Origin of the sequence: Microbacterium sp. 71-23 (genome assembly GCF_001897265.1) — a bacterium.
GTDB classification, from domain to species: Bacteria; Actinomycetota; Actinomycetes; order Actinomycetales; family Microbacteriaceae; genus Microbacterium; species Microbacterium ginsengisoli.
On the sequence record NZ_MKSL01000008.1, the window covers coordinates 376,411 to 402,963 of the forward strand.

At 67.6% G+C, this 26,553-nt stretch carries 26 protein-coding genes; 17 read left to right on the forward strand and 9 right to left on the reverse strand.

Going from position 1 to position 26,553, the window contains the following annotated elements:
* The first annotated feature begins 1 nt into the window (after position 1).
* The 3 genes from BGO15_RS01910 to rplI all read left to right on the forward strand — a co-directional run bounded on the left by BGO15_RS01910 (position 2) and on the right by rplI (position 1,281).
* On the forward strand, positions 2-499 hold the full coding sequence (locus BGO15_RS01910; protein ID WP_045247876.1) for a single-stranded DNA-binding protein: 498 nt from the start codon (positions 2-4) through the stop codon (positions 497-499).
* A gap of 65 nt (positions 500-564) precedes the next feature.
* Positions 565-819, forward strand: a complete 255-nt coding sequence (gene rpsR / locus BGO15_RS01915; protein ID WP_045247875.1) for a 30S ribosomal protein S18 — start codon at positions 565-567, stop codon at positions 817-819.
* Positions 820-828: 9 nt separating this feature from the next.
* Positions 829-1,281: a 50S ribosomal protein L9 gene (gene rplI, locus BGO15_RS01920; RefSeq protein WP_045247874.1), complete on the forward strand. Its 453-nt coding sequence runs from the start codon at positions 829-831 to the stop codon at positions 1,279-1,281.
* Positions 1,282-1,358: 77 nt separating this feature from the next.
* On the opposite strand, the gene BGO15_RS01925 is transcribed toward rplI, so the two are convergent.
* Positions 1,359-3,020: an autotransporter outer membrane beta-barrel domain-containing protein gene (locus BGO15_RS01925; RefSeq protein WP_156454798.1), complete on the reverse strand. Its 1,662-nt coding sequence runs from the start codon at positions 3,018-3,020 to the stop codon at positions 1,359-1,361.
* 1,085 nt (positions 3,021-4,105) lie between these two features.
* Here BGO15_RS01925 and dnaB point away from each other — a divergent pair.
* The 4 genes from dnaB (at position 4,106) to BGO15_RS01945 (ending at position 9,584) form a co-directional block, all read left to right on the forward strand.
* On the forward strand, positions 4,106-5,470 hold the full coding sequence (dnaB, locus tag BGO15_RS01930) for a replicative DNA helicase (protein WP_045246938.1): 1,365 nt from the start codon (positions 4,106-4,108) through the stop codon (positions 5,468-5,470).
* Positions 5,471-5,782: 312 nt separating this feature from the next.
* Positions 5,783-6,820, forward strand: coding sequence for a CBASS cGAMP-activated phospholipase (locus BGO15_RS01935; protein WP_082486273.1), 1,038 nt, complete (start codon positions 5,783-5,785; stop codon positions 6,818-6,820).
* Positions 6,820-7,812, forward strand: coding sequence for an SMODS domain-containing nucleotidyltransferase (locus tag BGO15_RS01940; RefSeq protein ID WP_056518837.1), 993 nt, complete (start codon positions 6,820-6,822; stop codon positions 7,810-7,812). The genes BGO15_RS01935 and BGO15_RS01940 overlap by 1 nt, the downstream gene beginning before the upstream one ends.
* The gene (locus BGO15_RS01945) at positions 7,809-9,584 is read left to right on the forward strand and encodes a ThiF family adenylyltransferase (RefSeq protein ID WP_056518836.1); all 1,776 of its coding nucleotides are present in this window, start codon (positions 7,809-7,811) and stop codon (positions 9,582-9,584) included. Before BGO15_RS01940 ends, BGO15_RS01945 begins: the two co-directional genes overlap by 4 nt.
* 213 nt (positions 9,585-9,797) lie before the next feature.
* On the opposite strand, the gene BGO15_RS01950 is transcribed toward BGO15_RS01945, so the two are convergent.
* Positions 9,798-10,118 (reverse strand): hypothetical protein, encoded by a 321-nt coding sequence (locus BGO15_RS01950; protein ID WP_156454721.1) that lies wholly within the window; start codon positions 10,116-10,118, stop codon positions 9,798-9,800.
* A gap of 332 nt (positions 10,119-10,450) precedes the next feature.
* Between BGO15_RS01950 and BGO15_RS01955 the strand changes: the two genes are divergently transcribed.
* From BGO15_RS01955 to BGO15_RS01975, 5 genes are all read left to right on the forward strand, one after another.
* The gene (locus BGO15_RS01955) at positions 10,451-11,194 is read left to right on the forward strand and encodes a TnsA-like heteromeric transposase endonuclease subunit (RefSeq protein ID WP_200934394.1); all 744 of its coding nucleotides are present in this window, start codon (positions 10,451-10,453) and stop codon (positions 11,192-11,194) included.
* Positions 11,191-13,344 carry a TnsB C-terminal domain-containing protein gene (locus BGO15_RS01960; RefSeq protein ID WP_056518834.1) on the forward strand — a complete coding sequence of 718 codons (2,154 nt, stop codon included), beginning with the start codon at positions 11,191-11,193 and terminating at the stop codon, positions 13,342-13,344. Before BGO15_RS01955 ends, BGO15_RS01960 begins: the two co-directional genes overlap by 4 nt.
* Before the next feature lie 101 nt (positions 13,345-13,445).
* Complete coding sequence (locus tag BGO15_RS01965) at positions 13,446-14,501, forward strand: AAA family ATPase (protein ID WP_162237841.1); 1,056 nt, start codon at positions 13,446-13,448, stop codon at positions 14,499-14,501.
* Complete coding sequence (locus BGO15_RS01970) at positions 14,498-16,645, forward strand: TniQ family protein (protein WP_056518830.1); 2,148 nt, start codon at positions 14,498-14,500, stop codon at positions 16,643-16,645. Before BGO15_RS01965 ends, BGO15_RS01970 begins: the two co-directional genes overlap by 4 nt.
* A gap of 7 nt (positions 16,646-16,652) precedes the next feature.
* Complete coding sequence (locus BGO15_RS01975; protein ID WP_156454719.1) at positions 16,653-16,970, forward strand: hypothetical protein; 318 nt, start codon at positions 16,653-16,655, stop codon at positions 16,968-16,970.
* A 69-nt stretch (positions 16,971-17,039) separates the two neighbouring features.
* Here BGO15_RS01975 and BGO15_RS01980 read toward each other — a convergent pair whose 3' ends face one another.
* Positions 17,040-17,501, reverse strand: a complete 462-nt coding sequence (locus BGO15_RS01980) for a hypothetical protein (RefSeq protein ID WP_056518829.1) — start codon at positions 17,499-17,501, stop codon at positions 17,040-17,042.
* A 198-nt stretch (positions 17,502-17,699) separates the two neighbouring features.
* On the opposite strand from BGO15_RS01980, the gene BGO15_RS01985 reads away from it, so the two are divergent.
* Entirely contained in the window at positions 17,700-18,689 is a 990-nt protein-coding gene (locus tag BGO15_RS01985; RefSeq protein WP_056207437.1) for an Abi family protein, read from the forward strand.
* Positions 18,690-18,832: 143 nt separating this feature from the next.
* On the forward strand, positions 18,833-19,654 hold the full coding sequence (locus BGO15_RS01990) for a TIGR02391 family protein (RefSeq protein WP_056518827.1): 822 nt from the start codon (positions 18,833-18,835) through the stop codon (positions 19,652-19,654).
* A 310-nt stretch (positions 19,655-19,964) separates the two neighbouring features.
* On the opposite strand, the gene BGO15_RS01995 is transcribed toward BGO15_RS01990, so the two are convergent.
* From BGO15_RS01995 to BGO15_RS02020, 6 genes are all read right to left on the reverse strand, one after another.
* A complete protein-coding gene (locus tag BGO15_RS01995; RefSeq protein WP_056207410.1) occupies positions 19,965-20,873 on the reverse strand; it encodes a DMT family transporter in 909 nt (302 codons plus the stop codon).
* Positions 20,870-21,127 (reverse strand): DUF2933 domain-containing protein, encoded by a 258-nt coding sequence (locus BGO15_RS02000; protein ID WP_056518825.1) that lies wholly within the window; start codon positions 21,125-21,127, stop codon positions 20,870-20,872. Before BGO15_RS02000 ends, BGO15_RS01995 begins: the two co-directional genes overlap by 4 nt.
* Positions 21,124-21,615 carry a hypothetical protein gene (locus BGO15_RS02005; protein WP_235557380.1) on the reverse strand — a complete coding sequence of 164 codons (492 nt, stop codon included), beginning with the start codon at positions 21,613-21,615 and terminating at the stop codon, positions 21,124-21,126. Before BGO15_RS02005 ends, BGO15_RS02000 begins: the two co-directional genes overlap by 4 nt.
* Before the next feature lie 5 nt (positions 21,616-21,620).
* On the reverse strand, positions 21,621-21,767 hold the full coding sequence (locus BGO15_RS02010; protein WP_235557379.1) for a hypothetical protein: 147 nt from the start codon (positions 21,765-21,767) through the stop codon (positions 21,621-21,623).
* Positions 21,768-21,847: 80 nt separating this feature from the next.
* A complete protein-coding gene (locus tag BGO15_RS02015) occupies positions 21,848-23,503 on the reverse strand; it encodes an ABC1 kinase family protein (protein ID WP_056207406.1) in 1,656 nt (551 codons plus the stop codon).
* Positions 23,503-24,090: an AAA family ATPase gene (locus BGO15_RS02020; protein ID WP_056518820.1), complete on the reverse strand. Its 588-nt coding sequence runs from the start codon at positions 24,088-24,090 to the stop codon at positions 23,503-23,505. Before BGO15_RS02020 ends, BGO15_RS02015 begins: the two co-directional genes overlap by 1 nt.
* Positions 24,091-24,150: 60 nt before the next feature.
* Between BGO15_RS02020 and BGO15_RS02025 the strand changes: the two genes are divergently transcribed.
* The 3 genes from BGO15_RS02025 to BGO15_RS02035 form a co-directional block, all read left to right on the forward strand.
* On the forward strand, positions 24,151-24,435 hold the full coding sequence (locus tag BGO15_RS02025; protein ID WP_056207405.1) for a metal-sensitive transcriptional regulator: 285 nt from the start codon (positions 24,151-24,153) through the stop codon (positions 24,433-24,435).
* Between the two features lie 45 nt (positions 24,436-24,480).
* The gene (locus tag BGO15_RS02030) at positions 24,481-24,831 is read left to right on the forward strand and encodes a heavy-metal-associated domain-containing protein (RefSeq protein ID WP_056207403.1); all 351 of its coding nucleotides are present in this window, start codon (positions 24,481-24,483) and stop codon (positions 24,829-24,831) included.
* The coding region (locus BGO15_RS02035) for a heavy metal translocating P-type ATPase (protein WP_502689142.1) at positions 24,828-26,553 on the forward strand (1,726 nt) is incomplete at its 3' end. The genes BGO15_RS02030 and BGO15_RS02035, both read left to right, overlap by 4 nt.

The following is a 26,553-nucleotide window of genomic DNA, read 5'->3' on the forward strand; positions in this document are numbered from 1 at the left end:
GATGGCCGGCGAGACCGTCATCACCGTCGTGGGCAACCTCACGGCCGACCCCGAGCTGCGGTACACGCAGAACGGGCTGCCCGTCGCGAACTTCACCATCGCGTCGACCCCCCGCACGTTCGACCGTCAGGCGAACGAGTGGAAGGACGGCGAGGCCCTGTTCCTGCGGGCGTCGGTCTGGCGTGAGTTCGCCGAGCACGTGGCGGGTTCGCTGACCAAGGGAAGCCGTGTCATCGCGACCGGTCGTCTGCGTCAGCGCTCCTACCAGGACCGTGACGGCAACAACCGCACTGCGATCGAGCTGGAGGTCGACGAGATCGGCCCCTCGCTGCGCTACGCCACCGCACAGGTCACCCGTGCGGCCGGCGGTTCCGGCGCCGGCGGCGGCGGATCGCGCGCCCAGGTCGCCGACGAGCCGTGGTCGACGCCCGGCTCCTCGAACAGCAGTGCCGACGCGTGGAGCGCCCCGGGCGCCTACGGCGACGACACTCCGTTCTGAATCTCGAATCACGGATGCCGCGGCCCCGCGCCTGAGGCATCCGCTCACACACACGAAGGAACACCATGGCTGGAAAGGCAAGCGGCGACCGCCGCAAGCCGCGGAAGGGCGCGAAGGTCGCCGCTCCCGCGAAGGCGATCCGCGTGGGCGTCATCGACTACAAGGATGTCGCCACGCTTCGCAAGTTCATCTCGGAGCGCGGCAAGATCCGCGCCCGTCGTATCACCGGTGTCTCGGTGCAGGAGCAGCGTCTGATCGCCAAGGCGATCAAGAACGCGCGCGAGATGGCGCTCCTGCCCTACGCCGGCGCAGGCCGCTAAGGAGCACCCATGTCGAAGCTGATTCTCACCAATGAGGTCGCGGGGCTCGGTAGCGCCGGCGACGTCGTCGAGGTCAAGAACGGGTACGCCCGCAACTACCTCATCCCCCAGGGCTTCGCTGTCGCGTGGACGCGCGGTGGCGAGAAGCAGGTCGCGTCGATCCGCGCGGCCCGTGAGGCCCGTGCCATCCACGACCACGAAGAGGCGCTCGCGCTGAAGGCGAACATCGAGCAGTCCTCCGTCAAGCTCGCGGTCAAGGCCGGCGCCGAGGGGCGTCTGTTCGGTTCCGTCAAGAACGACGACGTGGCCGACGCCGTCAAGGCCGCCGGTCTCGGTGACCTCGACAAGCGCAAGATCCACATCACGTCGCCGATCAAGTCGGTCGGCACCCACGAGGCGACGGTCCGTCTGCGCGACGACGTCACCGCCGTGATCACGCTGCAGGTCGTCGCCGCGAAGTAATCCGGCGCGACGCACGGCTGAGGGCCCCGGGATCCTTTCGGATCCCGGGGCCCTCAGCGTTTCCGGGGGGATGCGGGTCAGGCGAAGCTGGCCACGCGGCGGCGACGGATCACCGAGTAGCCCGCGGCGCCCACACCGGCGGCGACGAGCGAGGCGCCCATGAGCATCAGCGGGAACAGGCCGGCCGCGCCGGTGAAGGCGAGGGCGCCGCTCGTGCTGGCCGCAGAACCGAAGATCGATCCGTTGGTGCCGGGGTCAACCGGGTTGGTCGGGTTCGTCGGGTTGGTGGGGTTCGTCGGGGTGGTGGGCGTGGTGTTCGTCGGGCAGTTCACCGTGTTCGGGGTGAGCAGCGCGACCGAGTTGCACGACGCCGACAGCGGCACGTTCACCGTCGCGAGCCCGGTGCCGTTGACGAGCCCGGTCACTGTCGAGACGAGCGGGTTGAGGGCGTCGTTCACCAGCGGGGAGAGCACGTCGGTGCCTCCGGTGGCCGAGGAGAGTCCCGGCACCAGGGTGTCGAGACCGGCAGGCAGGCTCGAGGTGCCGAGGCTCGGCACCAGCGTGCTCAGACCGGCGGGAAGCTGGCTCTGCAGTCCCGACAGCGCCGAGCTCAGCGGGTTGCTGCTCGACGACAGTCCGCCCAGGAGCGAGGTCAGCGGGTTGCTGCTCGCCGACGACCCGCCGCCCGCGGTGCCCGTTCCCGAGACGGCGTTGCCCAGCACGCCCACCGCGTTGCCGCCGATCGTGACGGGTGCGTTGACGCCCACGAGCCCCTTGCCGGGTGTGGTCGCGGGCGCAGACGGGGACGTCGATGTCGAGGCGTTGGCGGCGACGCCGACGGCGTTGCCGCCGATCGTCACCGGGGCGTCGACCTGAACAAGCTTCGGCACTCCGGACGATCCGGAGACGGCGTTCGGGTTGACCGTGATGACACCGTTGAGCAGGTTGCCGAGCGGGTTGCTCGACGACGATCCGCTGGAGGACGACCCGCTCGACGAACCGGGGGTGCCGGTGGCGGTGCCGGTGGCGGTGCCGCCGATGCCGATACCGCTGCCGGTGATGGTCACCGGCAGGTGCACGCCGATGAGGGCGCCGTTGTCGTTGTTGGTGTTGTCGCCCGTGGCGGCGTTGGCGGCCACCGCGCCCGTGAGGGCGAGTCCGGTGCCGATGGCGATGCCGATGACGGATCGCGTGAGGTGCGTGCGCATGATGGTGTTCCTTCCAGGGAGATGACGGTTGGTGGCCGAGGCCACCCGGCGCTCCGCGCGGGTGCGCGGTGAGGGATATGCAGTTGTGGGGAGAGAGGTCTGAAGGTGTGCGTCCCGGGTCGACGCCGCGTCGAGGAGGTGCGATGTCGACCCGGGACGGTTGCGGCGACCCGCGCTCTCGCGAGGAGCGGGGACGTCGCCCATCTCGGTCGTCGCCCGCTGGCCGATCGGCCGACGACGAGCGCCGGACACGCCGAGGGCGACCAGCCGGCTGTCGACTGCATCGACGTGGCCGAGCCGGGGCGCCGCTGCCGCGATGAACGCGGCGGGGGCCGAGGCATCCGATGCGCACCCAGGGGTCCCCGACACAGGAAGAGTCGGCGAAGTGCGGATCGTGGCGGACGTCGCGTCAGCGAGGGAGCGGAGCTGGGCGGTGGGGTCGTCGACGACCGAGGCCGTGCGATCACCCCCGACCGAGGTGGATGGCCCGCCGGTGGCCGCGGGGGCGGCCACCGGGGAGTGAGTGGGCATGCCACCTCGCGGGCCGGTCGGCCCGCTGATCGGCGACGTCGCGACGATCGCCGTCGCGGATTCCGCGGGGCGCACCGGGGCGTGCGAATCGAAGGTGTGCATGGTCTGTTCCCATGTGAGGGTCGCGAGGGCGCGACGGATCGTCTGGCGAGCGGTCGCTCGTCAGGTGTGCGGTGGGGTGTCAGCGGCGCCGGAGGTCCGGTGGCGGATCGGGTGGCTGCCCGAGCGGCCCGGGTGGGCCGGCGGAACGACGGTGTGGGGCGGCGCCGGCGGGAACCCCGAGAGTGCCGAGCGTGGGGCTCGCCATCATCGGGTTGCCCGACCCGCTGGCGCCGCCCGGCGCCAGGGTCCCCGTGGGGAGGGTGGGGTGCACCTGGCCCGACGCGTCGGAGGCGCCGGAGCGGTGGGGGGTGGGGCGCAGGCCCGGGGGGAGGGCCGTCGACGCGGTGCGTGCGTGGTGCCCGGGGGCGGATGCGACGCCGGCGCGGCGCGTCTGCACGGGGGCGGACGGGCGGACCCGTGACATCCGGCGATGCGTTGTGGTGATGAGGTTCATCCGTCTCACCTCCTCCTCAGGTAAGTGCCGCTGCTGCGGTGATGCGGCGAGTGTATGCACGTCGTTCGAGTGGACGGAAGCGGGTTCATGTCCGGAAATTCCGGCCTCTCACGGCCCTCTTTCGCCCCCTCCACGGTCCGGAATTCTGCACAGTTCGTCACGTCGAACGCACAACCTTCAACCCGCCCTTCAACCAGGGACTTATTCACACCCGTGGATAGTGTTAATACCTGATCAGATGGAAAAAAATAGCGGAAAATCGTTGCGGGGGACACGGCTGTCCACAAGCTGTTCCCACAGGATCGGCGGCGTGTTTCCGCATTTCTCCACAGAGTTATCCACAGGGGTGTTTGCGTGGGGATAACCCCGTGTCTAACGTGAAGCGGGCGTCTCGCGGAGGGTCGCGAGAGCGGTGTCGGCGCCCGGTGTTCCAATGGGGGAACTCGGGTGGAAACGACTCACGCGAACCACCGAGACGATGGAATGACGGGGATGCCGCGGCATCCCGAACTGCTGGAGGGGAGCCCGGATGACGCTGGCCGACATCTCGGATGAGCGCTGGGGCGGACCACGCCAGAACGAGCGCACGCCCCCGCATGACGCGCTGGCGGAACAGAGCACCCTCGGCGGCATGATGCTCTCCAAGGACGCGGTCGCCGACGTCATCGAGACACTGCGCGGTGTCGACTTCTACGTGCCGAAGCACGAGCTGATCTTCGACGCGATCCACTCGCTCTACGCGCACGGCGAGCCGACCGACGTCGTCGCCGTCACCGACGAGCTCATCAAGAGCGGCGACCTGCAGCGCGCCGGCGGCGCCGACTACCTGCACAGCCTGACCTCGATCGTGCCGACCGCGGCCAACGCCGGCTACTACGCGGGCATCGTCTCGGAGCGGGCGCTGCTGCGCCGCCTCGTCGAGGCCGGAACCCGCATCGTGCAGATGGGCTACTCGGGGCAGGGCGAGGCCGTCGACCTCGTCAACAGTGCGCAGGCCGAGATCTACTCGGTGACCGGTGCCCAGGAGGCGGAGGACTACGTCGCGCTGACGTTCGCCGTCGACGCGGCCGTCGAGGAGATCGAGGCGGCCCGTGGCCGCGACGGTCAGATGACCGGCATCCCGACCGGGTTCCAGTCGCTCGACGAACTCACCAACGGCCTCCACGGCGGTCAGATGATCGTCGTCGCCGCCCGTCCCGCCATGGGCAAGTCGACGCTCGCGCTCGACTTCGCGCGGGCCGCGGCCATCAAGCATGACATGCCGACGATCTTCTTCTCACTCGAGATGGGGCGCAGCGAGATCGCGATGCGTCTGCTCAGCGCGGAAGGATCGGTGCCGCTGCAGAACATGCGCAAGGGCACGCTCGACTCGCGCGACTGGACGACGATCGCCGCCACCCGTGGCCGCATCAACGATGCACCCCTCTACATCGACGACAGCCCGAACATGACGCTCGTCGAGATCCGCGCGAAGTGCCGGCGGCTCAAGCAGCGCGCGGGGCTGAAGATGGTCATCATCGACTACCTGCAGCTCATGACCAGCGGCAAGCGGGTCGAGAGCCGCCAGCAGGAGGTCAGCGAGTTCTCGCGGGCGCTCAAGCTCCTGGCGAAGGAGCTGCAGGTGCCGGTCATCGCGCTGTCGCAGCTGAACCGTGGTTCCGAGCAGCGCCAGGACAAGCGTCCCCAGGTGAGCGACCTGCGTGAATCAGGCTCCATCGAGCAGGACGCCGACATGGTGATCCTGCTGCACCGCGACTCCGTCTACGACAAGGACACCCGCCCGGGCGAGGCGGACCTCATCGTCGCCAAGCACCGCAACGGCCCGACCGCGACGCTCGAGATCGCGTTCCAGGGTCACTACTCGCGGTTCACCGATATGGCCGCGGGGGTCTGACGGGGCTTGTAGGTTCTCGGCGAAGATGGCGGATTCTCAGATGAAGTGGCGGACAAGTGGCGGATCCGTCATGTTCTTGAGAACGACGTCTGTAGACGGACGCGAGGCGCCGTATGTGCCGGGCGGAGGTTTCGGTCCTCGATTGGCCCCGCAAACTCCGCGACGTCCGTCGAGCGAGTTGCGAATTTCGCGACGTCACGGGGGGCGACGATTCGATCGCCTGGTTCTCGCGAACCGAGTGAGTGTCGGTGGAACGGCGTATCATAATTACACGTATGTAATTCCACCAACACCACGCCGGCGGTGAACGAGATGACTGATGGCTCTTCTGATGCGGCTGGGCGTGGGGCTGACGTGGTTTGGGCCGGTCGCCTGCAGGTCCTCGCCTTGGACGGTGGCGGCGCGAAGGCGTTGTTCACTGCCCACGTGTTGGCCCAGCTCGAGGAGGACCTCGGTGTTGTTGTTGCGGACTCGTTCGACCTGATCGCCGGTACGTCTGCGGGTGGAATCATCGCGCTCGCACTAGGCGCCGGGCTTCGTCCCGCGGAGATCGTCGAGCACTACGAGCTGCTGATCGAACGGGTCTTCCCGCATTCGCGTCGCCGTGTGTGGCGTCGCGGCCGTCAGTTGTTCCGGCCGGTGTACGACGCCGACGCGCTGCGCGCCGCTCTGGCCGGAGTGTTCGGCGATCTTCGGGTCGGCGACAGCGGGAAGCGCCTGGTGGTGCCGTCGTGGGATGTGCAGTGGGGAGGTGTGCACGTCTTCAAGACGCCGCACCATGATCGGCTCCGACGCGATTGGCGGACTTCGATGGTGGATGTCGCGAACGCGACCGCTGCGGCCCCGCTGTACTTCCCGGCTGCGCGGGTGGGTGGGCTGCGTTTGATCGATGGTGGCGTGTGGGCGAACAACCCGTCGGTGGTTGCGATCGCGGAAGCGACGAGCATGCTCGGCGCGTCGATCGGCAACGTCCGTGTTCTCAACGTCGGCACGATGGAGCCGGATGCCTCACACGGGAAGCATCTCGACGAGGCTGGTCTGCTCGGGTGGGCGAAGCCGGCCGCGTCCATGATCTTGAACGCGAGCAGCCGGGGCGGTCAAGGGATCGCCGAACACCTCGTCGGTAAGCAGAACTACGTACGCTTCGACGCCCCGACTCCGAGGGGTGCGTTCGCGCTTGACGCGGTGGACCGCGACGACGTGGTCGGGTTGGCGGCGTCGGCCAGCCGGATTCTCAGCCCGACGTACCAGGCGCAGTTCGCCGCGCACCGCGCCGCGGCTTACACACCTGCCTTCTCGATCCCTACCCGAACGGGATCGACATCCGAGAATCAACCGGAGGCCCACTGATGCAGCTCGCCGACCACTTCGATGTCCTTCTAAAGGACACCGTCAACCTCAGCCAGTTCAAGCTGGAGACTCTCGAGACGAGGGTGGACGCGATCTACGCGGCGATCGCCGCGGATGCGACGATCGGGGCGATGATCCTGGGGAAGACCCCGCAGGGATCGTGGGCACATCGCACGATCATCCAGCCCCAGAAGGGGAAGGAGTTCGACGCCGACTTCATGCTCGACATGGAGGAGAACCCGGACTGGTCCACCAGCCCGAAGACGTACATCGACGAGGTCTACTACGCCCTGAAGCGGCATCCGAAGTACGGGCAGATGCCCCTAGCCCGCAAGTGCCGGTGCGTGCGGGTCTCGTACGCGAACGACATGCATGTCGACATCGTCCCGCACGTCATCCTCTCCGGCTGGCGGGAGGTGATCGTGAACCGCGACGAGAACATCTGGGAAGACACCAACCCGCAGGGGTTCACGGACTGGATGAAGAAACAGGACCAGATCGCCGGCGGCAACCTGCGCCGCGTCATCCGCCTCATCAAGTTCCTCCGCGATCACAAGAACTCCTTCACCGGCACCCGATCGATCCTGCTCACCACACTCCTCGGAGAGCGGGTCAGCGAGCTCAGCAAGATGAGCGACCCGTCCTGCTACAGCAACCTCCCCACCGCGCTGCGCACGATCGTCACGGATCTTGACGAGTGGCTGCAGGCTCGACCTAACCGGCCGTCAATCGCCGACCCGTCAGGATCAGGAGTCACTTTCGACCACCGGTGGTCCGATGAGACGTACTCGTACTTCCGGGACCGCATCCACGTCCACGCGGCCGAGATCGAGGACGCCTACGCCGAGCCGGACAAGGACCGCAGCGTCCAGAAGTGGCAGGCGCTGTTCGGCGACGGCTTCAAGGCACCAGCCGGCAGCGGCCCTGCGAAGTTCGCCCCGGCCGCCCCGACGAAGGAGACCACAACGGGGAGGTCGGGGCGCGCGGGATGACCAAGCGAAAGCAGCCGACCTTCGCGCCCTGGCAGGTGACCCAGCTGCAGGAACTACGGGCACTCGCCAGAGCACGCCCGCACGAGTTGCGCTGCGGTGCGGCGAGCGAGGGACCTGAAGGTGATGCCTGCGTCCCGATCGAGCTGAACACCGACACGATCGAGCACGCCGCGAACGGGTTGCAGCTGCATGGCTGGGAGCCTTTCGTGCTGCGCATCCCGACCAGCCCCTTCTCCCCCCCGACCGTGGAAGTCACCCATACCCGCTTCCTCGGGTTCCCGCACGTGTTGCAGGGGCGTCGACTGTGCATCTACCTGGACCCGTCCCGCGAGTGGCACCCACAGAGCGGGGTCAGCGCGACCTTGAACCGGCTCTGGGGGTGGCTTGCCGAGGCCGCCGCGGCACTGTTCGATCCGTCCACGGCCATGTACCACGCCGTTGGCGGGGTGCTGCACCGCACCCAGGGCACACCGACGATCGTCGCCCGCGATGATCTCCCGGCGCTGCGCGTGACGACCGCGACGCTGCACCGACGAACCGACGCACGGTTGGATCTCACCTGGCGTAACCGTGGCGAGATGATCGTGCCGGTGGTGCGACTGCTCTCCGACCTGCCGTTTGGTGCGACCGAGTCGTTGGTGCCGTTGCTATACCTGATTGACTACCCGACCGCGGACGTCGCGACACCCCGCGCGTTCGGACCGGTGCGCCGCCATGCCCCGCTCGGTCCGGCGTTCACGACGATGCTGATCGCCGCCGCTCTGCGCAGCCCCGCGGATTCGCCTCAGTACTTCGTCCTCGCCGTCCCGCACGGTGCGGGCGGGCCACCGCATCTGCTCTGCGGCCGGCTCACACCCGCTGTCGCGAACGCGCTGCGCAAAGTCGGCCGGACGCGGGGCACGGCGCTGGACCTGAATCCCACCCTCCTCGACGTCGAGGTGCCGATCGAATGGTGCAACATGTCTGATGAACGAGAAGCCGTCACCACGCGACGCGACGTGGACCGTCCCGTCAACGGGTTCGCAGGAAAGTCCGTGCACGTGTGGGGGTGCGGAGGTCTCGGATCCTGGATCGCCGAGTTCGTCGTCCGGGCAGGGGCCCGAGAGATCACGATTTGCGACCCGGGTGTCGTGACCGGTGGGTTGCTGGTACGGCAGAACTACACCGAGACGAGCATCGGCGAGACCAAGGCCCAAGCTCTCGCCACACGGCTGCGGTCGCTTCGTGACGACATCGTCGTCCATGTCGCCGCCGGCGCGATCCCCGAAGACCTCAGCGCCGCGCTCGACGCGGACATCGTCATCGACGCGACGGTCAGCAACGCCGTGACGACCCTCCTGGACGCCACCGCAGAGGTGCCGGACCGTCGGGCGGTGATCGCCCAAGTCGCCACCGATGTCGCGTCCGGCACCCTTGGGTTGGTCACGATCTGCCCGTCCCGCGCTGGGTCGCCGTCGTCTGTGGACGACCGGGTGGGTCGGGTCGTGGGCGCCGATCCGGCGCTCGAGCTGTACCACGGGTTGTGGCGGGACCCTCTGGCCGGTGATGAGATCGTCCCCACCCGGGGATGTTCGGTGCCGACCTTTCATGGTTCCGCTGCGGACTTGGCCGCCGTGGCCGGAGTCCTCACCAGCCTGATCGGCACACACCTCGCCGCAGACTCCTCCACCGCCGGCGCACACCTGATCGCGTTGCCGCACGCCTCAGCAGGACCCCGACATCATTTCGTCCCCGTGACTGCCGCGGACATCAGCGAGGGGCTCGCTGCCTGACCGGAGCTAGTCTCAGGTTGCGTTTTGCCGCGTCGGCGCGGATGACTCTCCTGTCGGAGATCCATCTGCAGCGATCGCACCGGCGATGTTTGCGCGGGCGTGGATGACTAGGGCCCGAGGTCGTGGGCTTTCGTGTTGCGGCGTTGGGGTTGCCGACGCTCTTACGGCAACGAGGGGCGGCGCCGCGACATGCGGACGGCGGGCGGCGGACGCTTAGGAGGCCGCGCGCTCCGTTGTCGCCTGTCGATCCGCGGCGTAGCGTCGTGCCGCTTCCCACCAGTAGTTGTCGCGGATCCGGTAGAGCAGGGTCCGCTCCCCCGGAACGCGGCCAACGAATTCGAGGAAGTGTGCGTCGCGGAGCTTGTGGATCAGCGGGTGAACGATGCTCCCCAGCAACCCGGTCGCTTCGACGATCTGCTTGGGTGAGAAGGTTTCGCCTTCGAGTGCGGCGATCTCGATGACGACGGCGTTCATGTAGCTGTTGCCGAAGAACAGACGGGACTCCTCCGGTGCGATCGGCTCCACTATCGTCATGCCCCGAGTTTCGCATAGGTCGCCGACGCCCGGCACCTACGCGAAGGTGATTCTGAGGCATTCTCCTTCCGGTGTTGTCTACCTGACCTACACAACTTGACTCCGCTGGTTTCGAGCGTACAGTGAATGTGACATTCACTGAAACGTATGTCACGTACTACGTAAACGCCGTTGCCACAAGTGCGATTCGGTACGACGTGACTTACGTAATTGCGTGGGATTCGTTCATGGTTGCTTGTGTCGATAGGCCTCCAGGATGGCCGTATGTCCACAGATCGGTCTCCCGCGAGTGGTAGTTCGGGTGAGGTCTCGCGCCGGGTAGTCCTCGGCTCGTGACGGGGGCAGAGGCAACCATTCGGATCCGCAGGTCCGACGATCGCGTCGACGTCAGTGACCTGCGTGATCTTCGTGTTCGTCAGTTCGACACGGCGGTGCCGTGGCGGGAGTTTCGCTGGTACCGCAAGCAACGGCACTTCTCTGGCTCCTACTGGTCGGCGACGATGGAGGCGCCGGTCGGGTACGAATCGCGGCTCGAGTACGCGAACCTCTTGTTGGCGGACTTCGACCCGCGGGTGGTGTGGATCTTGTCACAGCCATTCTTGGTCGACGGAGATGACCGAGGCACGGCGCGGAGGCACGTTCCGGATTACCTGCTTATTCACGCCGATGACTCGGCGTGCGTGGTCGACGTGAAGCCCGCCGAGAAGCTGTCGCGACCAAAGGTTCACAACTCGTTGGCGTGGTCCCGGCGAGTCATCGAGGGGCACGGCTGGGAATACCGGGTGCAATCCGAACCCAACCCCGTGATGCTTGCCAACGTGCAGTTCCTCGCGGGCTACCGGCGCCGATTCCAGTTTCCGGACGCCGAGGTTGCCGCCGCGACCGGCACTCTCCACACTCCTCTCACCCTTGGAGAGGCGGTGCGAGCCGTAGCTCCTATAGAGGGTGACATCAGGTTCGCGCGTTCCCTCGTCTTGCATCTGCTGTGGGTGCGGCATCTGAACGCCGACCTGACTCGGCCCCTGTCGACCGCCAGCCTTTTGACGCCATCTTCCAGAGAGGACCAGTCGGGATGAAGAAGACATGGACGGTTGCCCCGGGCGCACAGCTCGTCTACGACGGCGAAATGTGCACCGTCGCGGAGATCGGGGATGGAGCGGTCATCGTCCGCACCGCGGACGGGAGTACTCGCCGGCTGCGGATGCTCGACGTGCTGCGGCCTGCTTCGGAGGGCGGTACCGCGCACGTCCCGGGAAGACTTCCCGATGACGAAGAGTCGCAGCCGTTGATGCTCGTCTGGTCTGATGCGACCGAGTCCGCCCAGGCGGCCGCCCATGAGCGCGCCGATCATGTCCGCGAGGTACTCACCGGATACAGATCGGGAAGTCGAGAGATCGCCCGTGAGGGAGAACCGCGCTTTGAGTACCACCCACAACGTTCATTGGGAGAACGGCAGACCGCGAAGGCCAAGGAGCTCGGCATCGGGACGCGGACACTGGAACGCTGGGTATCCCGCTACCGCGACACCGGCGAGGCGGGCCTGATCGACACCCGCAGGTCTCGGACGGGCGCGGCCCTGACGAACTTCGATCCGCGCTGGGTCGACGCCGCCCGGACCGTGATCGATGAACAGGGCAACCAGTCCAAGGTGCAGAAGAAGATCATCCTCGCCCGCATCGCCGCCCGCGTCGAGCGCGTCCACGGACCCGAGGTCGTCACCCTCCCGTCGACCGCCAGCGGATACCGGGCATTGGACGAGCTCTCCCGAGGCCGAGCAACGTTCTCCGGGTCCACGAAAGCCAAACGATCAATAGCGAACCGGCCCTCCGCCCCCTACGGCCGCCTGACAGCGACCCGCCCGGGCGAGTTCGTCCTTCTGGACACCACCCCGCTGAACGTGTTCGCCGTCGCACCGGTCACCGGAAAGTGGGTGTGCGCGGACCTCACCGTCGCGATCGACCTCTACTCGAGGTGCATCCTCGGACTGAGACTCACGCCGGGTTCCACGAAGTCCATCGACGTGTCCGGCGTCCTCGCCGAAGCTATGCAGCCCTTCGAGATCCCGAAGAGCTGGGGCACGCCAGCTCGTTGGCCGTACCACGGGCTCCCCGACACGGTGCTCGTCGACCCCGCCCGCACCGGTGTTGCCCGGTTCACTCGGGCGGGCATCCTGCCGGAAACGATCGTGATCGATCACGGCCGCCCGTTCCTGTCCGAACACGTCACCACGGCATGCGCTCGGCTAGGAATCTCGATCCAGCCCGCCCGCATCTACCAGCCGACCGACAAGAGCCCGGTCGAACGGTTCTTCCGCACCCTCGACTCACTCCTCCAAGAGCTCCCTGGCTACAAGGGCGCTGACGTGTCCGGTCGCGGCGACGACATCGAGGCTGAGGCGGTGTACACGGTCCCGCAGTTGGAGCAGATCATCCGCGAGTGGATCGCGACGGTTTATCACCTCCGGCCGCACGATTCCCTCGTCGACCCTGGGTTGCCCGGTGTGAAGATGAGCCCTGCACAACGGTACGACCAGGGCCTCGCGGTGGCGGGGGCGCTGCGGATGCCGGCAGACCGGAACGTGCTCCTGGAACTGTTGCCGGTGGTGAAGCGGCAGTTCAATCACTACGGGGTAGAGATCCACAAGCTGCGCTACACCGGTGATTCCGTCGCGAAGTACCGCAACCGTGCCCGGTCGATCCACCGTGACAAGGGCACGGAGTGGCCGTTCGTGGTGAACCCGGACGACCTCACCAAGATCTACTTTCACGACCCGGAGGATCACACCTGGCACACCCTCGAGTGGGAGCATAAAGGCAGCTTCGACACGCCCTTCAGCCTTGACGCTTTGGAGTACGCGAAGAAGATCGCGGTTCGCCAGGGTCGTCCCTCACGGGTCGACGATGTCGCGGCGCAGCTGCTGGAGGACTGGGGCGCCGGGCGTGGGTTGACCCCTTCGGAGCGGCGTATGAGCGCCCGGATGGCCGCCCAGCTGAATGAGCGGGAGCCCGACCCAGACGGGGTGTGGTCGCTGCGCACGGTCCAGCGGCTGCTGGACGCGGAACTGTCGAGCTCATCTGATCTCGCCACCGAGCTCAGCGGCCCCATGCAGGACCCCGGTCGTCGGGTGGCCTCGCCGGACACCGGCGATGACGACGATGAGGACGACATCGACGAACCAACCATCCGCGCCGATTATCACTTCGAACCGATGGAGATGCTCCGATGACGTCCCCAAGTGCGCAGACGCAGCTGCCGCCCCGTCAGCGCAGCCTGTCCACCTACGAGGGCTGGACGGACTTCGCTGACCGTCCACCCCGCACTCGCCCCATGAAGCTCACCCGCCTACAGCTGGATTCGTTGCCGGCTCGCGAACGCGCGGCGTACGACCTGGAGCGGCGAGTTTGGCATGCGAACATCCTGCTGCGCACCCGGCAGGTGGAGGACATCGAGGTGCAATTGGCGGACATCCTCGACTCGAACCTGCAGGACTCCGACCGGGTCAAGTCCGCCGCAGCGATTGACGCGCCGCCAGCGTTGGGGAAGTCGACCGTGGTGAACAACTTCGGCCGGATGTTCCATCAGCAGCGGAACGCGGAGGTCGGGGACTGGTTGGACCCGGACAGGGATATTCGGCACTTGCCGGTGTGCCACGTCACGTTGACCGGGCGGCTGACGATCAAAGGGCTGCACATGATGATCCTCGGCTTCTACGCCCACCCCGCCACCGCCGGCATCCTGCACCGGTCGATGGCCGGCCGTGACCTGGCGCGGGCGGCAGCGGAATGCATCGAACGACACGACACCCGGCTGGTGATCATCGACGACCTGCACTTCCTGAACATGCGCACCCGTGACGGAGTCGAGGTCGCCAACCAGCTCAAGTGGCTCGCCAACGAGTACAACGCCACCTTCCTGTTCGCCGGCGTCGCCCTGCGCGCCCGCGGCCTGGTAGGTGAAGGTGAGACCGGGAGGGAAGCGGCGATGGCACAGACATTCCGCCGGTGGACGGTGCTCGGGTTGAGCCCGTTCACTCTCGCCCACAAACGCGGCAGGGAGGAATGGGGCCGGTTGCTATTCGGCATCGAACAATCCCTCGTCCTCACCGACGCTCGCCCTGGGATGCTGGTGGACCTATCGCGGTACCTGTTCGCCCGCACCACTGGAAACATCGGCTCCCTGATGGACCTGATCCGCCGCGGCGCATCTCGCGCAATCCGCACCGGCCGGGAATCCATCGACCGCGAACTGCTCGACGACATCCGCATCGACGAAGGCGCCGAAACCGAACGACGCGAGCTTGAGGCCAAGCTCGAACAGCAATCGCGAACCCAGAAAGCACACCGCCGCCGCAAGAATCAGGACGCAGAGGCGGCGACCGCATGACCACGACGACGGCAACGCCCTCGGATCAGGTGCGGGTACTGCCGTTCCGAGTGCGGCCGCTGCCGGATGAGCCGTTCGACTCCTGGCTGGAGAAGATGGCGGCCACCTACGGGGCAACGATGAACGAGATGGCTTGCGCACTCGGCCTCATCGAGCAGCAGAAAGGATTGGCGGTCTCCGCGACTGCATGGATGGCGGACATGTGGGCCACTACCCTCACCGCCGACCAGGCCTCCCGACTCGAAGCGTCGACGGGCATCCCCACAGATCAGTTCCATGAGATGACCAGGATGAGGTTTGCACGCCACGCGATCCGTTTCACCCGGCAGGGGCGGATAAGCGCGCAATGCCCGGCTGCGGGAACTACGGGACGATACTGCCCCGAGTGCCTGGTCGACTCAGGTGGGCGATGGCGGATGTCGTGGCAGTTCCCGTTCGGGTTTGCGTGCGCCCGCCATCGTCGCCTGCTCGTAGATCGATGCCGCGCATGCGATCGTCCCGCCCGGCAACGCGCTCACCCGCTCGCCCTCGTTCCGGTTCCCGGCCGCTGCCACAACCCGATCCCGGGTCCGCAGAGAGGCCCCCAGGCCAACCGATGCCGGGCAGACCTCACCGACAACCCGACACCCGCTCCCGTCCCTCGCGCCGTGTTGGAAGCGCAGCGGGCGATGATGCGGATCATCTCCACCGGGAGCGCACGGTTCGGGATCTACGTGGGCGCACCGCAGCCAGCAGTGGCCGTGCTGGAAGACGTCCGGCTGCTGTCTCGCATCGCACGGAACGCGATGGTCGCTGACGACGGCATCGATACCGGCGCGCTCGGGGAAGATGCCGTCCAGCTGTTCCGGGCGAGCGAGGATTGGACCCCGGCCGTCCGGGCGCGACCGGAGTCCGCAGTTGGGGCGGCAGCCGGTACCACCCTCGCGCTGACGGCATTGGCCAACCCTGAGACCGTTGCTACCCTCCTGCGGGGACGCGTCGCGCAGAGCACGTCGTACACAGCCAACACCCCGCAACTACAGACGCTCATCGCCACCGCGCTGGGGCGACGCCGCCGTCCTACCGTGTTCCTGCAGTCCGCGCCACCTTCCGGGATCGGGCCGGCCGAACGCGCCCGGACGGTACCCGCACAGCTGTGGGACGAGTGGATCGCCCACCACGCGCCGCTCCGCGTGACAAACGAGATCGCGGCATCAGCACTGGCGGCGGCTGTCGTGTTCACCGGCACACGGCTCACACACTCCGCAGCCCTCGCTCTGCTCGATCCGGACGCACCGGTCCGGCAAGTCACGCACGTGATGCGTGACCTCGGCCGCAGCGCCCACGACGTCCACACGCTCCACGCGATCCTCCGGTTGGTCGCGTTCCTGGACACCCACGACGTGCCCGTGGACTACACCCGGCGCCGCTCCCTCGATTACACCGGACTGCTACCAGAAGCCGAGTGGCGGGAATCGTGCCGGGCGGTGGGCGTATCCGCGGGCGGCGGACGGCGGTGGCGGGTGGCTCGTGCGTTCCTGTACCGGACACTGTCCGGCAACCCGCTCCGCACGCTCCCGGCCGAGTGGGGAGCTACGGGAGTCAGCACACGATCCGTCGCCCGCTTCGTGAAAGCGCTGCCGCATGAGGGCCGCCTCCGGCTAGAGCAGATCGCCGCCGACTTCCTCATCGCCAACGGCATCCACGAGCCGATCACGTGGTGCCCTCCCGTCGCCGACACGGCCCGGACGGAAAGCGCGCAAACCGCCTCAACCCTGTGGCCGCCGAGCCGCCCAGCGCGAACAGCTGCCATGAAGTCCAGCTCGCCAGACGACATGGTGCGGGCGTACACGGCAGGAGCGTCGACGTCCGAGATCGCTGCAGATGCCAACGTGTCCCGGCAGACCGTGAGTCGCATACTCGCCGACGCGGGCACCCAAACCCGTCGAGGACGACCCCGCACCTTCACCCCTGATCCTGTCTGGTTGCGCGAGCAGTACGAGACGCATCAGCACACCATCGGGCAGATCGCACGCATCGCTGGATGCAGCGAAACGACAGCCAACCGCCACCTACGTGCCGCCGGCATCGACCTCAGACCACGTGGAGGACGGCATACATCATCCCAACGACGAGGAACGGGAGCGGCCGATGCTCGGATATGACGCATACGTGTACGAGATCGCGGCCGGTGTCTCCGCAGAAGACATCGGTCGGATCGCACTCGAATCGAACGAGGAAAGAACAATCCACCTGAATGCGGTGATCGCCCGCCGACTCGCGTACGTCCCATACCGGACCTGGGTCGACCATCTCCTTGAGTCAGCGAAAGATGGACGTGCGCAGATTCTCCACGACGGCGGCTACCCGTACGTGTTCTACGCGACCGGCGCCGACATCAAGATCAATTTCGCTGTGTCTGGAAACGAGGAAGTAGCGAACCTCGCAGACGCAACTCGGTACCTGGTGGAGGCGTGGGACCAGAGCTGAACCTGGCCGGGCGGGTGTCTAGCGGAATCTAGCTGTGTCTACCGTTTCCGTAGACCTGATTAGACATAGCTAGAGTTCGTCGAGATCGATCCCGAACTTCTGGGCAAGTTCGGCGAGCGGGATCTCCTCACTGTCGGCGGGACGTTCCCGGACGATGCGGGCGATCTCTTCTTCCTCCGCTGCATCCTCGGCATCCGCGATCGACTCCAGGTCGCCGACAAGTACCTCGATTGACGTGCTTTCCGCGGTCGCGCGGCGCCGGATCTCGGCGGCGGCGTGCGCGAGGGTGTACATCCGCTCCCACGGGTGCTCACCGTGCCGAAAGGTGGAGATTGTGTCGCGCGTATAGCTGCGTTCGTCTCCGGGGACGAGCCAGCGTTCGGAGCCGTCCGAGGCGAGGAAGAAGTCTACGTAGCAGTTCCCGCACGGCATCCGGTAGACGCCTGGTTCGGTGGGGGCGGACTCGGTGTTTCGTTGAATCATGTCGTCGATCGCCTGCTCCCAATCAACCCCGTGATCATCGTGTGACATGCGAAACCCTTCCTAAGCAGAACAGAGCAGTCTGTCACCCGGGCACGGCCGCGTCCACACCCTCCACCGCGACTGCAGCAGAGTCGAACTCGAGGATGTATGCGGACGTGCTGTCGCCTGCTCGTGCTACCCTAAAGTCATCACGATCAGCCCGCTCGCCTCACGGCTCGGGCTGATTTTCTTTGTACCGTGGGCATGATGGTCGAGTACACCAAGCCCTGGCTGTCGGTGGACGCCCAGACCGACAAGCTCGTCAGCCGCGGCATCGAAATCGGCGACCGCACCGAAGCGACGAAGCTGCTCCGAGCGGTGGGGTACTACCGGTTGACCGGCTATCTGTACCCGTTTCGGCGTTCCGAACGATACGAGAGCGACGACGGAAGATCCCGGGTTCGGGTGCTCAACGAGTACCTGCCCGGCACCTCCCTCGCGCATGCCGCCAAGCTGATCGACTTCGACCGCGCACTGCGGATGCTGGTGATGGATGGTGTCGAGCGAATAGAGGTGTCCCTCCGGATGGAGATCGGGTACGTACTCGGCGAGGGGTCCCCGTTCGCGCATCGTGACGCGGACACATTCGTCTCCTCGTTCACCGAACTATATGAGGACCCCGAGACCGGCGAGGAGACGAGCAAGCATCGGGAATGGTTGCGGCGAGTGGACAGTCGGCTGGGCGGGTCGGATGAGACGTTCGTCGCCCATTTCCGGGAGAAGTACGACGGTCAGATGCCGATCTGGGCGCTGACCGAGGTGTTGGAGCTCGGTCATCTCGGTCGGCTCTACGGCGGGCTTAGCAACTCGCGCGCCACGAAGATCGCGCACGCGTACGCGGTGCCTTCCAAACGAGTGATGGCCAGCTGGATTGCCAGCCTCAACTATGTGCGCAACGTCGCCGCTCACCATGCGCGATTGTTCAACCGGAAACTGGTGGTGGCTCCCAGCCGGCCGGGCGTCGGCGTGGTCCCCCTCCTGGACCATCTCCGTGACGAGGAGTCGTCGAAGGCTGTCTACGGCCTCTACAACGCCCTGGCCGTCACCGCCTATCTCCTTCGTTCGATCGACGCCAAGTCTGGGTGGCCGCGGCGACTGGTCACACTCCTGGACACCTTTCCCGCCGCGAAGAACTTCTCGGTCGACGCTCTCGGCGTGCACCCGCGATGGTCGGAGATGGATCTCTGGCGCGAATAGCGACCTCCATCGGTGGCCCGCTCACACTCCCGCTGCCGGAGCGGTGACGCGCGGACGCAGGACGAGACGGGCTGCGCGATCATCCACGCCGCGACATCTCCCCGTGCTGCGCACCCGGTTGCGGGATTCGCGAAGCTAGGCACATGCCGAACACACGACACGCACCGCTATCAGAGGGCGTGGTGACGGCGATCGCCGACGCTCTCGGCGAGACGAGCATCGGGCTGACGGGCTCGGAGATCGGGAGGATTCTGGTGCAGCTGGGTTTCGATGATCCCGGCCCCGACATGACGAAGCGGCATCGCCTCGCGGTCGCGCTGATCAACCAGCAGCGCAAGGACAACGCAAGCAACGGCATCATCCGCTTCGTGGCCGAATCCATGTCCATCGGCCGCTACCTGGGCAGGCAAGAACGATTCGAGGAACTGAGGGATGTCGTAGACCCGGCACTGTCGTTGGCTGGGCTCCGTATCCGAGACGACGGCCGCGTCGCTCGTCTCGGACGCAAGGCGACAACATTCGATGAAGTCGCCGCGCTCACGGGTCGGCTCCTCGCCGAATCACAGCGTCGTGGCGTGCACGACCAAGTCCTCGCATACTGCCGGGAGGAACTGATCCGGCAATCGACCTTCCACGCCGTCTCCGAGGCAGTAAAAGGTGCGTGCGACCGGCTTCGCACCATGACCGGGCTCATCCTGGATGGTTCGGAGCTGATCGATGCGTGCTTTTCGTCGTCCAAGGGCCGGCCGCTGGTGACGATCAACGACTGGGAGACGAAGTCGGAGGCCAGTGAACACACCGGGTTCGCGAACCTCCTCAGAGGGGTGATCGGAACATTCCGCAACCCGACCGCGCACGCACCCCGGGTGGCGTGGCCCGTCAGCGAGCCGGACGCACTCGATGTCTTCTCCACCCTGTCGTACATCCACCGGCGTCTCGACGCGGCCCGCACTCGACGACCCTGAACCGCTGCCACCTACGGTGGAATCGCGGAACTCTTCACCAAATCCAACGGGAACCTACACTGAGCTCTCGGGCGCCGTCCTTCTGCGCGACGGACCGCCAGGGTGAGGGTTCTCGATAGGAGCTGCAATTTCCACCGGCGGCGGGCGGACGGGCTATTCGTTTTGTCCGATGGGTCGTGTGTACCGGCATCTCGGGCTGTTCGTTGCGGCCACGTCACCGGCATGTCCGACCAGCTTGACGACTACATCACCCGGCCAGGGCTGGGACGTCGGTTTGATGGGTGGTGGCGGGGCGCCACCAGGCGGGCGCTCAACCTTCAAGCCGACGGGACGCGCGGTCAGCGTGTCTGCCGGGGATGGTGAGGAGGGCGACGGAGCCGATCACGATGGCGGTGCCGGTCCAGCCGAGCACGCTCTGGGTCTCCTGCAAGAGCCCGACGGACAGGACGATCCCGAAGACGGGCACGAGAATCGTCCATGTTGTGAGGATGTCGAGCCGGGACCGTTGCGTCTCCGCGTACCAGGCGACGGTGGTCGCGGCGGTGCCGGCCAGGGACATCCACAGCAGGGAGAGCACGAATCCCGGCGTCCATTCAATGACCGGCGGACCTTCGACGATCGCGGCGGCGACGAGGAGGATCCCGCCGCCGAGCAGCAGCTGCACGGTGGCGACGAGGAACGGGTCGGCGCGCACGGCGCGGCTGATGAGGGTGCCGGCGGTGACGGCGGCGGCGGCGGTGAGGGACAGCCATGCCCCGGTCCCGGCGCCGGCGGGCAGCACGATGAGCAGGAGTCCGGCGAGCCCGGTGAGCATCGCGGCCACCGATCGCAGGGAGGGACGTTCGCGGTAGAGCCACCAGGCGGGCAGCAGGATGAGGACGGGCTGGACGTTGGCCAGCACGGACGCGACGCCCGTTGTCAGGCCGATGGTGCCGCCGAACATGGCGGCGTAGGCGATGGCGACGTTCACGACGCCGAGCACGCCGATCAGCGTCCAACTGCGTACCTCGCGGGGGACGGGCGCGCGGCGGATGACAGTGAGGATCAGCAGAGCGGCACCGGCGACGAGGGCGCGCAGTGCTGCGAGCCACAGCAGCGGCGCATCTTGCAGCCCGACGCTGATCGCGACGAAGCAGGACCCCCACGCGAAGGTGATCCACAGCATCCGCCACGGGCTCGGCGCTCGCCGTCCGGTGCCGGCCGCGGTGGGGGTGCTCATGCGTCGTCGTCGGGGGGCGGGTTCGTGTGGTCGTGACGGGTCTGTTCACGGTGTCGTCCGTGGCCTCCGTGTCCGCGGTGGCTGAACAGGTGCAGTAGGGCGATCACGATGATGCCGGCGTAGGGGGCGGCCGCGGCGAGGTGGGTCCAGTGGTCGATGACCAGGTAGATGACGATCCCGGCGACGGCAAGCGCGATGATCCCCCAGATCCACACGCGTCCAGGGCGGGGCGGTCCGGCGTGCGGGGTGGTCATGACCGCTCCGCGGCGAGGAAGTCGTGTCTCATGCCGAGGGTGTTGTCGGTGAGACGGATGGAGGCGGCGGGGTCGGTGACGGTGCCGGTGAGGGCACGGATCGCGTCGATGGTTTCGGGGACGACGATCGCCTCGTTGCACACCTGGTAGGTGAGGTATGCCTCGTCGCCGTCGACGGTGACGAGGTCTTCCCAGACCGCGACTTCCCACATGTCCCCGCGGGGTCGGCCGAAGTCGCGCATCAGCTCGACCGTGGAGTTGAGGGCGACGAGCCCGTCGGACATGCGGATGAACGCGATGCGGGGGGCGGCGCGCAACGCGTCGAGGATCGGGTCGCGTGAGGCGCGGCGGGTCAGCTGCAGGGTCCAGTAGTGGTTGTGGGTATGCGTGCGCGCGCCCTTCGCGGCGATCGTGACCACGTCCAGGCCGGGAATCACGGTGCGCGCGTCCGGACCCTGGTGGGAGGGAATGACCGGTTCGGGAACCATCGTGTTCATGATGCCGCCCAGGTGCGATTCCCACGGGTCGGGGTGAGGCGGGCGGCGGATCTGATGCGCCAGTCGGTGATGGTGTCCGCGACGCCAGTCAACTGCATGTCGGGTTGGGCGTGGACGGCGTCGGCGACCCTCTTGCCGATCACGCCGTATCCGTTGACGCCGACTTTGATCCTGTCCCATCTCCCTTTCCCCTTTTCATGGTGTTCTCGAGGCCGCGCACGGGTTAGTGGCGGGGCCGGCGGCGCCGCAGAGTCCACAGCAGGTAGCCGCCGAGCGCGCCGATCGTGCCGGTCCCGGCGCCGATCAGGACGCCTTCCCGGGAGCGCCATTTCGTGTTCCCGCCGACGAGGGTGCCGATCCCGCCGATCAGCGCGGCGGCGATCATTCCCGCGACGACACGGTTGCCGACGCGTTCGGCGCGCCCGACGAGAGGTTCCAGCTCCGTCGCGCGCAGGTGCACCTCGAACCCGCCGTCTTCGAGGAGATGCCGGAGCCGGCTCAGGGTGGCGGGCAGCTCGGTGAGCAGTGCCCCGGTGTCGGCTCCCGCGCGCGCCCATCGCCGGGCCAGAGCCGGCAGGGACAGCTGGGCGCGGGTGAGCTGCTCAGCGTAGGGCTGCAGGGCGTCGAGCATCTGGAAGTCCGGATCCAGCCGCGCCGCAGTCCCTTCGGCCATCATCAGCACTTTGAACAGCAGCGCCGTCTCCTGCGGAAGGTGCAGCTGGTGCTGCTGAAGGATGCCGAGCAGCTGCTGGAGCATGATTGCGAGGCTGATCTCCGACAGCGAACGGCCCCGGTAGCGGGCCGTGAACGCGGTGATCGCCTGCCGCAGCCCTGCCCGGTCGACGACGTCGGCGGTCCGGGAGAGTTCTATCAGGGCGGTGGTGAGGGCGTCCGGGTCGTCGCGGGTGAAGGCGAGCACGATGCCGGCGAGGCCGTCCGTGGTCTGTTCGGTGAGCTCCCCGACCATCCCGAAGTCGATCAGCGCGAGCGCGCCGTCGGGCTGCACGAACATGTTCCCGGGATGGGGGTCGGCATGGAAGAACCGGTTGTCGAACACCATCGTGAGCACGATGTCGGCACCCAGCCGCGCGAGTGCGACCCGGTCGATGCCGGCGGCGTCCAGGCCCTCCAGGTCGTCGATCCGCACCCCGCTCATCCGCTCCAGGGTCAGCACGCGCGAGGTCGTGGTCTCCCCGTGCACGCGGGGAATCCGCACCCGCGCCGCGTGGGCGAACTCCTGCGCGAACCGTTCGGCGTTGCGGGCCTCCTGCAGGTAGTCCAGCTCGGCACGCAGCGTGCGGGAGAACTCCTCCACCAGCCCGGGCAGGTCGTACTGCCGGATGGCATCCCAGCGCCGGTCGGCGCGGTCGGCGAGGTTGCGGAGAATGTCCAGGTCTTCGTGCACCTGCGCGACCACGCCGGGCCGGCGCACCTTCACGACGACCTCGGTGCCGTCGTGAAGAGTTGCCGCGTACGCCTGCCCGATGGACGCCGCCGCCAGCGGCACCGGGTCGAACTGGGCGAACACGTGCTCTGGGTCGGCGCCGAGCTCTTCACGGAGCACGTCCCGAATGCCCTCCCACGGTGCCGCGGCGACGTCGTCCTGCAGTTTGGCGAACTCGGCGACCCATGCCGCGGGGAGCAGATCGTGCCGGGTGGAGAGGATCTGGCCCAGTTTCACGAACGTCGGCCCGAGCTCCTCCAACGCGACCCGCACATGCTCCGGGTTCGTGTAGGGGTCCTCCTGCCGGGCGTGTCCGAGGGCGCCGCGGTGGAACGGCACCAAGCCGCCCAGGCCCAGCACGCCGGCCAGGACGCCGAGTCCGTGCCGGCGCAGCACGGCCCCGATCTGCCGGTACCGGCTACCCCCCGCGCCCATCAGCTCACGCCCCTCTCAGCTGGCCCGTCGGCCGATGCTCGTTCCAGGATGAGTTCGACGCGCACGTCCGGGGCGAGCGCGGGGACGGTGACGACGGGGAAACCCAGCTCCTCATACACCTGCCCGAGCAGGTCGTGGATGCGCCGCTGCGCGGCGGGGTCCTCGGTGCGCGCGTAGTCGGGCGCCAGCGGGAGCAGGTCCAGCAGGAACACCGTCGCGTACCGGGTGGCGGCCAGCGCGCCCAGCAGGGCGGTGTCGGGCTCGAGGTTGAGGAAGCGGTAATAGGCGAGCGAGTCCGGCAGGGCACGGTCCAGGAACACCGTCTGTTGCGGGTCGAGGGAGTGCTCCTGCTCGATCTGCATGTCTACGACCGCGCGCTGGAACTCGCTCTGCCGTGCCCGCACCTCCGCAGTGCTGCGCCCGGTGATCCGTTGCAGGTCGATGTAGTGCCGGGCGTGCTCGATCGTGGTCGTGTACCCGCGGCCCCGCAGCAGGTTGACCGTGGTGGTCTTGCCCGAGCTGGGACCGCCCGTCACGACGTGCCAACGGGTGGGCTGTGCGGGCCGCGGCTCCTGGATGCCGGTCATGACCTCACCCTACACCCTGTACCCCTACAGGGTATGGTAGATTGTAGGTGGAGGTACGAGATGGCACACGGGTATGTGGACAACAAGCCGGCGCTGCTGGCGCGGCTGAGCCGCGCGGAGGGGCAGGTCCGCGGGATCGCGCGGATGATCGACGAGGACGTCTACTGCATCGATGTGCTGACCCAGGTGTCGGCGGCGACGAAGGCGCTGGAGTCCGTCGCGCTGGCGCTGCTGGAAGACCACCTCGCGCATTGCGTCGCGCAGGCGACCGCCGAAGGCGGCCCGGTCGCGGAGGAGAAGCTGCGTGAGGCGAACGCCGCGATCGCGCGCCTCGTGCGCTCCTAACCTCGCCCCACTCACATCGTTCAACGCTCTTGAAGGGAGCACATCATGACCGGACAGGGATTCCAGGACCTCGGACTGCAGGCGACGAGCACCGGCGCGGGGTGCGCGTGTTGCAGCCCCACCTCACACGGCGCGGCAGCCACCGACACCACCGCAGTCCCGGCGACGGGTGACGTTGTGTCGGCGCAGTTCCTGGTGGAGGGGATGACCTGCTCGCACTGCGTGCGCAGCGTGACCGAGGAGGTCTCCGCGATCGACGGTGTCTCCGACGTCGCCGTCGATCTGCGCGCCGGTGGCGTGTCCACGGTGACGGTGTCCAGCGCGACGCCGGTGGATGCGGCGCGGGTGCGGGAGGCGGTGGAGGAGGCCGGCTACAGCCTCGCCTCAGTGTCATGACCACGACGACGACGGATGTTGATCTCGACATCACCGGGATGACCTGCGCGTCGTGCGCGACCAGGGTGGAGCGGAAGCTGAATAAACTGCCGGGGGTGGCGGCGACGGTCAATTTCGCCACCGAGAAAGCCCGCGTGCACGCCGAGTCCCCGGTGCCGCTGGAGGAGCTGATCTCGGCGGTCGAGCAGGCCGGGTACGGGGCCTCCGTCCCCGCCCCACCGGCCACCGAAGCCCCCGATGAACAGGCCACGGTGCCGCGGGATGCGGAGTTGGTGTCGTTGCGGCAGCGGCTGATCGTCTCGACGGTCCTGGCGGTGCCGGTGGCGGTGTTGTCGATGATCCCGGTGCTGCAGTTCACCTACTGGCAGTGGCTGACCCTGACCCTTGCGGCGCCGGTGGTGGTGTGGGGGGCGTGGCCGTTCCACCGTGCCGCGGCGATCAACGCCCGCCACGGTGCGGCGACGATGGACACCCTGATCAGCCTCGGCGTGCTGGCCGCGTTCGGCTGGTCCCTCTACGCCCTGTTCTTCGGCGGTGCCGGGATGCCCGGGATGCGGATGAGCGTGACCTTCGTCGGCACCCCGCAGTCCGGCGGCCACGAGGTGTATCTGGAGGTCGCCGCCCTGGTGACGGTGTTCATCCTCCTCGGCCGCTACCTGGAGACCCGCGCGAAGCGGCAATCCGGGGAGGCTCTGCGCGCCCTGCTGGAGCTGGGTGCGAAAGACGCCGTCGTCCTCCGCACAGGTAGCGAACAGCGCGTCCCCGTCGCCCAGCTGGTGCCCGGCGACATCGTGGTGGTGCGGCCCGGGGAGAAGATCCCCGCCGACGGTGTCGTCACCGAGGGTGTCTCCGCGGTGGACGAGTCGATGCTGACCGGCGAGTCCGTCCCCGTCGAAGTCGCCCCCGGCTCGAAGGTGGTCGGAGCGACCGTGAACACCGGCGGCCGACTGCTGGTAGAGCTCACCCGGGTCGGCGCGGACACGGAGCTGGCCCGGATGGCCAGGCTGGTGGAGGAGGCGCAGACCGGGAAGGCGCAGGTGCAGCGCCTCGCCGACCGGGTCTCCGCGATCTTCGTCCCCATCGTCATCGCCCTCGCCATCGTCGCGTTCACGGTGTGGCTGCTGGTCGGCGCCTCCCCGGAGGTCGCGTTCACCGCCGCGGTGACGACGCTGATCATCGCGTGCCCCTGCGCGCTCGGGCTCGCGACCCCGACCGCGCTGCTGGTCGGCACCGGGCGAGGCGCGCAGCTGGGCATCCTCATCCGCGGACCGCAGGTGCTGGAGCAGACCCGCCGCATCGACACCGTGGTGCTGGACAAGACCGGCACCATCACCGCCGGCACCATGACCGTGACCGCCACCCACCCCGCCGCAGGGACCGACGAGACGGAGCTGGTGCAGGTCGCCGGGGCGCTCGAGCACGGCTCCGAACACCCCATCGGCCGCGCCATCACCAACGCGGCCAGCGGCCCGCTCGCGGCAGTGGAATCGTTCGCCGCGGTGGCCGGGCAGGGCGTGCAGGGCATCGTCGACGGCCGCCTGGTCGCCGCCGGCCGCGCCTCCTGGATCACCACCCAATGGGCGCTCCCCATCCCCGCCGAGCTCGCCGACACCATCGCGGCGGACGAGGCGGCGGGAGCGACGGTCACGGTGGTGGCGTGGGACGGGCAGGTGCGCGGGGCGATCAGCGTCGCCGACACCATCAAACCCACCAGCCGTGAGG

What these genes read in the sequence shown, in the direction of transcription:
- BGO15_RS01910 (WP_045247876.1), top strand. Translation starts at nt 2, where the DNA reads ATGGCCGGCGAGACCGTCATCACCGTCGTGGGCAACCTCACGGCCGAC.
- rpsR (WP_045247875.1), top strand. Translation starts at nt 565, where the DNA reads ATGGCTGGAAAGGCAAGCGGCGACCGCCGCAAGCCGCGGAAGGGCGCG.
- rplI (WP_045247874.1), top strand. Translation starts at nt 829, where the DNA reads ATGTCGAAGCTGATTCTCACCAATGAGGTCGCGGGGCTCGGTAGCGCC.
- BGO15_RS01925 (WP_156454798.1), bottom strand. Translation starts at nt 3,020, where the DNA reads ATGCCCACTCACTCCCCGGTGGCCGCCCCCGCGGCCACCGGCGGGCCA.
- dnaB (WP_045246938.1), top strand. Translation starts at nt 4,106, where the DNA reads ATGACGCTGGCCGACATCTCGGATGAGCGCTGGGGCGGACCACGCCAG.
- BGO15_RS01935 (WP_082486273.1), top strand. Translation starts at nt 5,783, where the DNA reads ATGACTGATGGCTCTTCTGATGCGGCTGGGCGTGGGGCTGACGTGGTT.
- BGO15_RS01940 (WP_056518837.1), top strand. Translation starts at nt 6,820, where the DNA reads ATGCAGCTCGCCGACCACTTCGATGTCCTTCTAAAGGACACCGTCAAC.
- BGO15_RS01945 (WP_056518836.1), top strand. Translation starts at nt 7,809, where the DNA reads ATGACCAAGCGAAAGCAGCCGACCTTCGCGCCCTGGCAGGTGACCCAG.
- BGO15_RS01950 (WP_156454721.1), bottom strand. Translation starts at nt 10,118, where the DNA reads ATGACGATAGTGGAGCCGATCGCACCGGAGGAGTCCCGTCTGTTCTTC.
- BGO15_RS01960 (WP_056518834.1), top strand. Translation starts at nt 11,191, where the DNA reads ATGAAGAAGACATGGACGGTTGCCCCGGGCGCACAGCTCGTCTACGAC.
- BGO15_RS01965 (WP_162237841.1), top strand. Translation starts at nt 13,446, where the DNA reads ATGAAGCTCACCCGCCTACAGCTGGATTCGTTGCCGGCTCGCGAACGC.
- BGO15_RS01970 (WP_056518830.1), top strand. Translation starts at nt 14,498, where the DNA reads ATGACCACGACGACGGCAACGCCCTCGGATCAGGTGCGGGTACTGCCG.
- BGO15_RS01980 (WP_056518829.1), bottom strand. Translation starts at nt 17,501, where the DNA reads ATGTCACACGATGATCACGGGGTTGATTGGGAGCAGGCGATCGACGAC.
- BGO15_RS01985 (WP_056207437.1), top strand. Translation starts at nt 17,700, where the DNA reads ATGGTCGAGTACACCAAGCCCTGGCTGTCGGTGGACGCCCAGACCGAC.
- BGO15_RS01990 (WP_056518827.1), top strand. Translation starts at nt 18,833, where the DNA reads ATGCCGAACACACGACACGCACCGCTATCAGAGGGCGTGGTGACGGCG.
- BGO15_RS01995 (WP_056207410.1), bottom strand. Translation starts at nt 20,873, where the DNA reads ATGAGCACCCCCACCGCGGCCGGCACCGGACGGCGAGCGCCGAGCCCG.
- BGO15_RS02000 (WP_056518825.1), bottom strand. Translation starts at nt 21,127, where the DNA reads ATGACCACCCCGCACGCCGGACCGCCCCGCCCTGGACGCGTGTGGATC.
- BGO15_RS02005 (WP_235557380.1), bottom strand. Translation starts at nt 21,615, where the DNA reads ATGGTTCCCGAACCGGTCATTCCCTCCCACCAGGGTCCGGACGCGCGC.
- BGO15_RS02015 (WP_056207406.1), bottom strand. Translation starts at nt 23,503, where the DNA reads ATGGGCGCGGGGGGTAGCCGGTACCGGCAGATCGGGGCCGTGCTGCGC.
- BGO15_RS02020 (WP_056518820.1), bottom strand. Translation starts at nt 24,090, where the DNA reads ATGACCGGCATCCAGGAGCCGCGGCCCGCACAGCCCACCCGTTGGCAC.
- BGO15_RS02025 (WP_056207405.1), top strand. Translation starts at nt 24,151, where the DNA reads ATGGCACACGGGTATGTGGACAACAAGCCGGCGCTGCTGGCGCGGCTG.
- BGO15_RS02030 (WP_056207403.1), top strand. Translation starts at nt 24,481, where the DNA reads ATGACCGGACAGGGATTCCAGGACCTCGGACTGCAGGCGACGAGCACC.